The organism is Propioniciclava sp. (assembly GCF_029977985.1).
In the GTDB taxonomy this organism is placed as follows: Bacteria; Actinomycetota; Actinomycetes; order Propionibacteriales; family Propionibacteriaceae; genus Propioniciclava.
On sequence record NZ_JARKOT010000030.1, the window covers coordinates 1 to 1,061 of the forward strand.

The 1,061-nt window shown below is 73.3% G+C and carries 1 protein-coding gene; it reads left to right on the forward strand.

The features are described from left to right. The coding region (locus Q1K57_RS02285; RefSeq protein ID WP_300078563.1) for an APC family permease at positions 1 to 1,061 on the forward strand (1,061 nt) is incomplete at both ends.

Below are 1,061 nucleotides of genomic sequence, written 5' to 3' on the forward strand. Positions count from 1 at the left end.
CAACGCCACGTCGTCGGCTCAGCTCGCCGCGCAGTACCCGGCGTCCGGCGGCACCTACGTCTACGGACGGAAGGTGCTCGGCCCGTGGGCCGGCTTCTTCGCCGGCTGGGCGTTCGTCGTGGGCAAGACGGCCAGTTCGGCAGCGATGGCCCTGACGTTCGCCGCGTACGCTGTCCCCGCCGCGTGGCAGAAGCCGGTCGCGGTCCTCGCGGTCCTCGTGCTGGCGGTGGTGAACAGCCTCGGCGTGACGCGGACGGCATCGCTCGCGCGGGTCCTCGTCATGGTCTCGCTCGCCGGGCTCGCGGTGGTGGTCACCGTCGGCTTCGGCCACGCCGACCCGTCCGCCCTGGCCTCCGGCCCCGCGTGGACGGCGCCCGGCGTCCTGCAGTCGGCCGGACTGGCGTTCTTCGCCTTCGCCGGGTACGCCCGCATCGCCACCATGGGAGGGGAGGTCGCCGAGCCGGTCCGCACCATTCCGCGCGCGATCACCATTGCCCTGGCGGTCGTCCTCGTGCTCTACGTCGTGGTCGGGCTGTCCGCTCTCACCTCGCTGGGCCCGCTCGCGCTCGCGGCGTCCGGGGCGCCGCTGGCCGACGTCGCCGCGCTGTCGGGAACAGGTTGGCCAGTCGTCGCTGCGCGCATCGGCGCGGCGGGCGCGGCGCTTGGAGCCCTGCTGGCGATGTTGGCCGGCGTCGGACGGACGATGCTGGCGATGGCCCGCACCGGTGACTTGCCGCGTTGCCTGGACGCAGTGCACCCGCGCTTCGGCGTCCCGCACCGCGCGGAGTGGACGCTTGGCGCAGCGGTGTGCGTCCTCGTGCTCGCCACCGATCTGCGCGGGGCGATCGGGTTCTCGTCCTTCGGAGTCCTGCTGTACTACCTGGTCGCGAACTTGTCGGCACTGCGTCAGGACAAGGCCCACCGCCGCTATCCCCGCGCGTTGGCCGGTCTCGGAGCGCTCGGCTGCTTGGTGATCGCGGTCACGGTCGGCTGGCCCTCCGTCCTCGCCGGGACGGCCGTGCTCGTCATCGGGCTGGGCTACCGGTGGCTACGGCTGCGTG